The organism is Actinomycetota bacterium, from assembly GCA_005888325.1.
Classification (GTDB): domain Bacteria; phylum Actinomycetota; class Acidimicrobiia; order Acidimicrobiales; family AC-14; genus AC-14.
On sequence record VAWU01000078.1, the window covers coordinates 7,137 to 15,192 of the forward strand.

Sequence of the window (8,056 nt, forward strand, 5' to 3'; positions counted from 1 at the left end):
GACGGTGAGCAACGGCCTACCGCCGACACCCCCGCTGGCCGGCTTTTCGTCCGACACGTCCGGAGGGGTGGCACCGGTGTCGGTGAATGAGACGGACACGTCGACGGGACCGGTTGAGCGGTGGTCGTGGGACTTCGGCGACGGCTCGACTTCTCGCCTACGGGTCCCGCCCGCGCACGTCTACGCCAAACCGGGGAGCTACACCATCACGCTGACCGCGACCAACACCACGGCCAGCACCTCAACCACCCAGACGATCAACGTCACGCCCTTCGATCGGCCAAATCGGCTGCCCGGTTCGACGCGCATCTTGCTCATGGGCAACTCGATCACGGGTAACTACTGCCCCAATGCGACCAAGTCGCTCGCGCAGCAGGGTTACACGGTCAGCCTCATCGCAGATCTCGGCATCGGGTTGCTGTCGGCCATCCCCGACGAGGTGCAGAAGATCCAGACATATGTCTCCAACTTCGATCCGGACGAGATCGCAGTCGAGGAAATCGGCAACTACGACCAGAGCAACAGCATCGACACCACGGTGCAACCTGCGAGTCCCCAGTTCTTCGCCCTCTGGACACAGCGAGCCGCGCAAGTCAGCTCCATCGGATTGAGTCGTGGCGCCCTCTTCTGGTGGGTCGACAATCCGCCGACCTCGGCTGTCTCGTCATTTGATGCAGTGTCGGGACCGATCACCACGATCTACCACTCGTTACATGCAGGCAGTCCAGCCTTGCAGTATGTGGATGCGTACTACCCCTTTGGCGGGCCGGTGCTTGATCAGAGCCTGCGGACCGGCGACGGGGTGCATCTCAACGCTGCCGGTGCGGCGCTCATGAGCAGCCTGGTGGTGAACGCGGCGACCACCCGCACTCCGGACAGCATCGCGCCGAGCGCGCCAGCATTGACCGCGAGTTTGGACAGTAGCAATCGACCTGTTCTGAGTTGGAGCCGGAGCGTGGACAGCGGACGGTCCGGTTTGGTTGGTTACAAGATCTCCCGCAACGGCGATCCAACGCCGTACGCCGACTCGGTCGACCCCGCTGCCCTCACGTTTGTCGACAACAACGCCCCCACCAACTCGACGTACTCATACGTGGTCGCGGGCTATGACGCCGCGGGCAATCAAACGGAGAGCAACCTCGTGTCCGTGTTTGTTCCGGACAACGTGCCTCCGTCGGTGCCGACCCTGTCTGGCGCCCTGAACCCGGACAACACGGTCGGGTTGAGTTGGACGGCTTCCACGGATTCCGGTGGCTCAGGGTTGACTGGTTACCGCATCTACCGGGACGGGCAGTCGACTCCCTACGCGACGATCGCCCCGGACACGACGACCTACACCGACGCTGGTGTCAACTCGGGCACGACATACACCTACACCGTCACCGCGTTTGATGGGGTGGCCAATGAGAGCCAACCGAGCAACTCCGTGTCCGTGACCACCCCATGACGGAGAGTTGATCTCAGCCTCGCTCGAAGTGCCCGCCCTGGCCTGGGTCGTAGTGCCAGAAGAACTGACTGGTGGTGCCCTGGGCACAGTTGGGCACGCAGTCGTCCTCCATCGAGGACAGTCGGCCGCCCGTGATGCTCAGGTTCTCCCACGCGGCGCTGAACGGGTAGCTCCCGGCGTTGAACGGCACGATGTGCCAGTCGCCCCCGACCTTTGAGATGACGGAGCCCTCCACGACGGAGGCGGCCTCGATCGGCACGATGAAGTCGGCCCGCCCGTCTGCCGTCACGTCGCCGATCTGGATCGCCACCCCGGTGTTGACCAGGTAGTCGAGGCGGACGGTGTTCACCGGCGCGAACCGACCGCTCTGGTACTGCCAGACGGTCGCCACCTGACCCGTGCCGGACACGTAGGTCGGGACCCCGGCCTCAGTGGTCAACGCGGAGGCGATGCTCCCGCGGGCAGGTTGCGAGGCCAGGACTCGAAGCCCTCAGTCTCACCAACCCACGTGATCGCGCTCCGCCGTTTGCTCTTGCAGTAAGACTGGGCGCCGGAGGCCGCCGTGGTGAGTTTGCCAGAAACGAAATACGCCAAGACCGCCGACGGCCTGCATCTGGCGTATCAGGTTCTCGGCACTGGCGCCTTGGACGTGCTCATGATGCCGGTCGGGTTTGTCCCCGTGGATGCGATGATGGAGGAGCCTGCGCTGGCTCGGTTCTTGCATCGTCTGGCCTCGTTCAGCAGGCTCATCCGTCTCGACTTCCGTGGCGTCGGACTGTCCGATCCAGTGGGCTTGTCGGACCCCCCGACACTGGAGCAATGGGCACATGATGCGCTGACCGTGCTCGACGCGGTCGGCGCGGAGCGCGTGGCAGTGTTTGCCACGTGCGAGATCGGCCCTGTCGCGATCATGCTCGCGGCGACTTTCCCCGATCGAGTGAAGGCGCTCGTCTTGGTCAACTCGTTCGCCCAAACGTCGGTGGGACTTGGCTCGGCTCTGCCCGCAGCCGAGCTTGACGAGGTTGTCGAAGCCTTTGTCGATCCCGCGGGTTCTTCCTCGGACTTCGACTATCTCCGCCTGGCCGCACCGGAGGTCGCGGACGCCCCCGCGTTCCGAGACTGGTGGGACCGCGCGGGTCATCGAGGCGCCAGTCCCGCGACGGCCCGCGCCTTTTTGCGGGTGACGCTGGCCAGCGACGTGAGCGAGGTGCTGTCGGTCATCACCGTGCCGACATTGGTGGTCCATCGCGTCGACAACCGTGCCACCCCCGTGACCCAGGGCCGCTTCCTCGCCGCCCACATTTCTGGCGCGAAGTATGTGGAACTGCCAGGGTGCGAGGACATCTTCTGGCTCGGCGATGCCGACGGTCTGCTCGCCACTGTCGAGGAGTTTCTGACGGGAAACCGCTCGATCCCGCAACTAGATCGAGTGTTGGCCACCGTGTTGTTCACTGACATCGTCCGGTCGACGGAACGGGCGGTCGATGTCGGCGACCGGCGCTGGACCCAGACGCTCGATCGCTACGACGCAGTGGTACATGGAGAGCTGGAACGGTTCCGTGGCAACCATGTCAAGGCGATGGGCGACGGTACGCTGGCGACCTTCGACGGTCCCGGCCGGGCGATCCGCGCCGCGTGTGCCATCCGCGACGCGGTTCGGAGCCTCGGCATCGAGGTACGGGCCGGTCTGCACACCGGCGAGGTCGAGGTGCGCGACGAGGACGTGGGTGGGATCGCGGTGCACATCGGCCAGCGAGTGTCGGCCAAGGCCGAACCCGGCGAGGTGCTCGTCTCTCGGACCGTAGTGGACCTCGTGGCCGGGTCGGGGATCGTCTTCTCCGACCGAGGCGAGCACGAACTCAAGGGCGTGCCAGGGTCCTGGAAGCTGTTCGCCGTGGTGGGTTGACAGACGATCTGGGAAGTGCGATGAGGAGCGCTCGCGGCGGTGAGTATCAACCCCCGTTGTCGGCCTCCACAGCACAACCCGACGCTCATCGTTGCTCCTATCCCCCGTGGAGCCGCTCCTCTCGAACCACACCGCCTTCCCCGCGGTGGTGGCCTCCACGCCCCACTGGTCGGCCAGCTCCGCGACCAGTTGCAGGCCGCGCCCCGTGTCGTCGGTTGGCTCGCACCGTCGGGGCACGGGGACGCGGCTGTTCTCGTCGGAGACGACGCTTCGCAGCCGCCGACCCGCGAGACGCAGGCTCAGGCCCACGGAGGTGCCGGTGTGCACGATGGCGTTGGTGACCAGCTCGCTGATGAGCAGACATGGGACTTCGGCGTGCGCCAGCGGATAGCCCCAGTCGTTCAGCCGGTCGCGCAGAAAACGCCGCCCCGCCCCTGCGCTCGTGGGGAGCGGCGGGAGCACGGTGCGTGCGTAGCGTGCCTCGTCGACAGGCCAACCGTGTCCAGCCAGTGCTGCCCGTATTTCGGCTCCGTTCCGCGTACCGCGCTCCTCAACTTGTTGATCGTTGCCACCGTGTCGAGGACGGTCATCTCCGGCGCCGTTGGGGCTTGACGGCAAGGCGAGTCGCCAGGCTCCCACCTGCCGCGGCCGAGCCCGCGGGTGGCTTGTGAGCCTGCTCACGAACCCGCACCATGGAGCAGAACGTCCCCTGGTGTGATCGACGTGGAGTCGGTCGCGCTTTACGAAACCGAGCGACTGACCCGCCGGTCCTAGTCGTCGGCCCCCACTCGTGAGGCCGCCAGTTGGAACCACACCACCTTGCCCACGGGTTCTGGTCGCACGCCCCAGACATCGGCCAACGCCGCCACCGTGGGCAGACCCCGACCCGAGGTTTGGGTCGGCCCCGGGTTGCGGAGCACGGGCAGCGCGGGGTCGGCGTCATACACCTCGACGTACAGGGCGTCGTCGCCTACCTCCAGGGCGAGATCCACGGGCGTGCGGGCGTGGCGAATGGCGTTGGTCACCAACTCGTCCACCAGCAGCACGGCATCGTCGCGAGCCTCGGGTCCGTCCCAGCCCGCCAACGTACGATCCACAAACCGCCGAGCCGCCCTCGCACTCTCGGGGTCGGGCGTCAGGTCCTGGCTCGCATCCGTGTCTCCCAGCGCCAGTGGAAACCTGTTTCTACCCAAGGGCGGCCGATCGACTCCCCCCGCGTCGAGGTTTTCACTGCCGCTCGCTGAGGAAGCGTTCACCGGCTCACGCCTCGGTGGCTGCTGGGCAACCGAGCCAGGACCTTGGCAACGATCGTCCGGCCCTTCGAGCCGGGTCAGGTCATTCTTCGAGTTGGATCAGATGGGTGAGACCCGTGACCTCGAACACCTTGCGGGCCTGTGCCTGCGGGGCGCGGATGACGACGGTCCCACCCTCAGGAGCCAGTCGCCTGTGGGCACGGACGATCGCCGCGATGCCCTGGGAGTCGATGAACTCGACCCCGGCCATATCCAAGACCACTTCTCGATGGCCCGCCTCGATGAGCGGCGCCAACGCCTCCCACAGCCTGGGCGCAGTGGCCATGTCGATCTCCCCGACGGCCACGACGACGTGGTCACCGTTGGCCGAGACGTGGCGCACGCCTCGTCAGCGAGCGGGGGAACCGAGCGCTGGCGGTCTGACTCCTTCGACATCCAACCTCCTCCATCCCAACGCGACCCGAGCGAGAGGAAGGTCTGCCGGTGGGTGAGCCGTCTGACGTCGGAACACCTCCTCTGGCTCGCTGCTCAGCCACGAAGAGTATCGCCCTGCATACGCGGAGCCGCAACGAGGGGTGGGCGTGTACGTGGAGTGGTGCCAGCCGGACCGCTGTCACTCCGAGTCCAGCCATCGGTCGAGTCCCCACGGATCGCTCGTTCTCGGATCTGACCTCCGATAAGATGACGATATCGAAAGCCAGACGCCCGACCCAACGCTCAGCTCGGTCCCCGCTCCGGCCGTCGCCACCGCGCTGGCCACGCTGGCCGAGGAGGCGCGGGCGTTCGTGGGCGCGGCCAAGGCGCCAGCCACGCTGCGCGCCTACCGGAGTGACTGGGCGCACTTCGAGGCTTGGTGTGGCGCCCATGGCGCGGACGCCCTTCCCGCCTCGCCCGACACCGTCGCCCTCTATCTGACCGACCTGGCGCGAGTCGCCAAGCCCTCCACCCTCCAGCGCCGCGTCTCGTCTATCTCGCAGGCCCATCAGGCGGCGGGCCACCCCACTCCGACGAGCGACCTGCGCGTGCGCACCACCCTGGCGGGCATCCGCCGCACCCTTGGGACAGCACCCGAGCAGAAGACCCCCGCGCTCACCGCGGACGTGCGCACCATGGTCGAGGCGATGCCCGACACCCTGGCCGGAGCGCGCGACCGCGCCCTGCTGCTCCTCGGCTTCGCCGCCGCCCTGCGCCGATCCGAGCTGGTGGGACTCGACGTGGCCGACGTGGCGGAGCAGAACGACGGACTGGTCATCACCGTGCGGCGCTCCAAGACCGACCAAGACGCAGTCGGCCGCCGCGTGGGCGTTCCCTACGGATCGCATCCCGCGACCTGTCCGGTGCGCGCGGTGCGGGCGTGGCGCGCTGCCGCGGGGATCGACGATGGGCCGGTGTTCCATCCCGTGGACCGTCATGGTCGGGTGGGCGAGGCGCGCTTGTCCGGCACGGCGGTGGCCTTGATCGTGAAACGCGCCGCGGCGCGCGTCGGTCTCGACCCCGATCAGTTCGCGGGGCACTCGCTGCGCGCAGGGCTGGCGACATCAGCAGCCGCGGCCGGGGCATCCGAGCGGGCGATCATGGCGCAGACGGGGCACAAGTCGTTGCCGATGGTGCGCAGCTACATCCGCGAGGGCTCATTGTTCCGCGACAACGCGGCGGCGTTGGTGGGCCTGTAAGAGTTGAGCCGCGCAGTGACCGCGTTCGGCGTGGTGTCGAGCAGCTCTCGCCGAGTTGCCATCGGTAGCGTTGAGCACGGTCGCGGGGATCGAGAGTGCTCGACTGCCCTTGGCCCGACAGCTTGGTCTGGTGCTGGCCCCGTTCCAACCGATGGCCGCCTTCGAGGCTCAACCCCTCCGGGATGCGATGACGAAAATGACGCGCTGCGGGGTGTCCAGAAACGAGCGCCGAGCGGGCATCCTTGCGGGTCGTGCTGGTGCTTGTGACCGGCCTCCAGGGGACCGGGAAGTCGACCATCGCTGAACGGTGCGGGGACATGCTCAACGCTCCCGTCTTCGCCTGGGACTGGGTCATGGCGGCACTAACGCCGTTCGATCGCGTCCAAGAGACACTCCAGGCCCTCGATCGTCCGACGTACCGGGCCGTCGGGTGGGCCGTGATATGGCAACTGAGTCGAGCGCAGTTGCAACGGGGCACGTCCGTTTGTCCTCGATGGCCTCGTGCGAACCACGGAGGTGACCCAGACGAGGGACCTGGCGAGAGAGCATGGCGTCGAGTGCCTGGTCGTGCTCACCACCTGCGATGACCTCGATCTCCAGCGGTCACGCGTCAAAGCGCGCACTCGGGGGATCCCGGGCTGGTACGAACTCACCTGGGATCACGTGGTGGAAACGAGCCGTTCGTGGAAGCCGCCAGCCGATGTCGACGTGGTTCTGGATTGCAAGAACTCGATCGAGGACAACGTGGCGGTGCTCCAAGGCATCCTCCGGCATCGACAGCCTTAGCAAGCCTGACTGCTCTTACTGCGCCGTTCGGCAAGTAGCGTTGCCGTGTGGCCCAAAAGACGGACAAGGTCCACCCACTCGGGCTTTGCCCGCTTCTACCAACGCTTCGGGACCCAGGCCATGGTGAAGGGGTGAGGGCGAGTTCCGTCGAGAACTGCGTGACGGCGTCGGTGGTCGAGTTATTCGGCCTCTCCGGACTTGGACATCGCAGTGGGACCGCCTGGCATTGACCCAGGTTGGCGGAGCGGCGCAGCGACGGGAGAACGCAGGATCGTGACCGTCGACGAGGCCGCGGCGATCACTGCCGAAAACGCCGACGACATCCGCGCCTGGCAATCTCTCGCGCTCTTGAACGAGGGCGAGGAGCTGAGCCGCGAGGACTTGGAGCGGATACGCCTGATCGGCTTCGTGGCTCGACGGGGCATCGCGCCCGCGGAGCTGGCTCGCATCTGCGAAGAGCAGGGCGACATGCTGGCGTCCTTCACCCGGTGGGGCATCACACCGGGGCGCGAGGTGGCGATGAGCCGGGAGCAGGCGGCGGCCAGGATCGGTGTGGACCCCGAGCTGTTCGACACCTTCTGGTTCGCGGCGGGCCTCCGCGACCAGGCCCTCGTGTACGAGGAGGACCTCGGGATCATGCAGGCGGCCAACGCCGCCTTGGCGTTCGGCCTGCCGGTCGAGGCGATGGTCCAGATCGTGCGCGTCCTCGCGGCCTCGCTCGATCGGGTCTCCGAGACCATGACGCGGGTGTTCCATCTCTACGTCCACGAGCGGTTCCGGGCCGAGGTCCGCTCCGGAGCCGATCTCATGGCCGCCACCCAGGGCGTGGCGGACCCTATGACCGACTTGGTCGAACCCGCGGTGGTTTACTTCCACCGAAAGGCGTGGGAGCGGGCCAACCGCGAGGACCTGCTGCTGCACCTGATGGAGGAGACGACGCCGCCGTCAGAGACCATCGGCGAGCTGGTACGAACCGTCTTGTTCGTCGACC

The 8,056-nt window shown here is 67.0% G+C and carries 7 protein-coding genes and 2 pseudogenes (1 of these 9 running past the window's edge); 5 read left to right on the plus strand and 4 right to left on the minus strand.

Annotated elements, in window-relative coordinates; translation table 11 throughout:
- Both E6G06_21830 and E6G06_21835 read left to right on the plus strand, forming a co-directional pair.
- Positions 1-90 (plus strand): annotated as a pseudogene (locus E6G06_21830) (DNRLRE domain-containing protein); it begins 792 nt to the left of the window's first position.
- Entirely contained in the window at positions 5-1,447 is a 1,443-nt protein-coding gene (locus E6G06_21835; protein ID TML85666.1) for a PKD domain-containing protein, read from the plus strand. Before E6G06_21830 ends, E6G06_21835 begins: the two are co-directional and overlap by 86 nt.
- A gap of 13 nt (positions 1,448-1,460) precedes the next feature.
- Here E6G06_21835 and E6G06_21840 read toward each other — a convergent pair whose 3' ends face one another.
- A complete protein-coding gene (locus tag E6G06_21840) occupies positions 1,461-1,886 on the minus strand; it encodes a hypothetical protein (protein ID TML85667.1) in 426 nt (141 codons plus the stop codon).
- 216 nt (positions 1,887-2,102) lie between these two features.
- On the opposite strand from E6G06_21840, the gene E6G06_21845 reads away from it, so the two are divergent.
- Positions 2,103-3,353: an alpha/beta fold hydrolase gene (locus E6G06_21845; GenBank protein TML85672.1), complete on the plus strand. Its 1,251-nt coding sequence runs from the start codon at positions 2,103-2,105 to the stop codon at positions 3,351-3,353.
- A 120-nt stretch (positions 3,354-3,473) separates the two neighbouring features.
- Here E6G06_21845 and E6G06_21850 read toward each other — a convergent pair.
- The 3 genes and pseudogenes from E6G06_21850 to E6G06_21860 all read right to left on the minus strand — a co-directional run bounded on the left by E6G06_21850 (position 3,474) and on the right by E6G06_21860 (position 4,988).
- Positions 3,474-3,815, minus strand: a pseudogene (locus E6G06_21850) (ATP-binding protein).
- Positions 3,816-4,123: 308 nt separating this feature from the next.
- Entirely contained in the window at positions 4,124-4,687 is a 564-nt protein-coding gene (locus tag E6G06_21855) for an ATP-binding protein (protein TML85668.1), read from the minus strand.
- A gap of 1 nt (position 4,688) precedes the next feature.
- Entirely contained in the window at positions 4,689-4,988 is a 300-nt protein-coding gene (locus tag E6G06_21860; protein TML85669.1) for an STAS domain-containing protein, read from the minus strand.
- Between the two features lie 307 nt (positions 4,989-5,295).
- Here E6G06_21860 and E6G06_21865 point away from each other — a divergent pair, with 307 nt between their 5' ends.
- Positions 5,296-6,279, plus strand: coding sequence for an integrase (locus E6G06_21865; protein ID TML85670.1), 984 nt, complete (start codon positions 5,296-5,298; stop codon positions 6,277-6,279).
- A gap of 984 nt (positions 6,280-7,263) precedes the next feature.
- Positions 7,264-8,056 (plus strand): hypothetical protein (locus tag E6G06_21870; protein TML85671.1); only part of this gene is annotated, 793 nt, incomplete at its 3' end.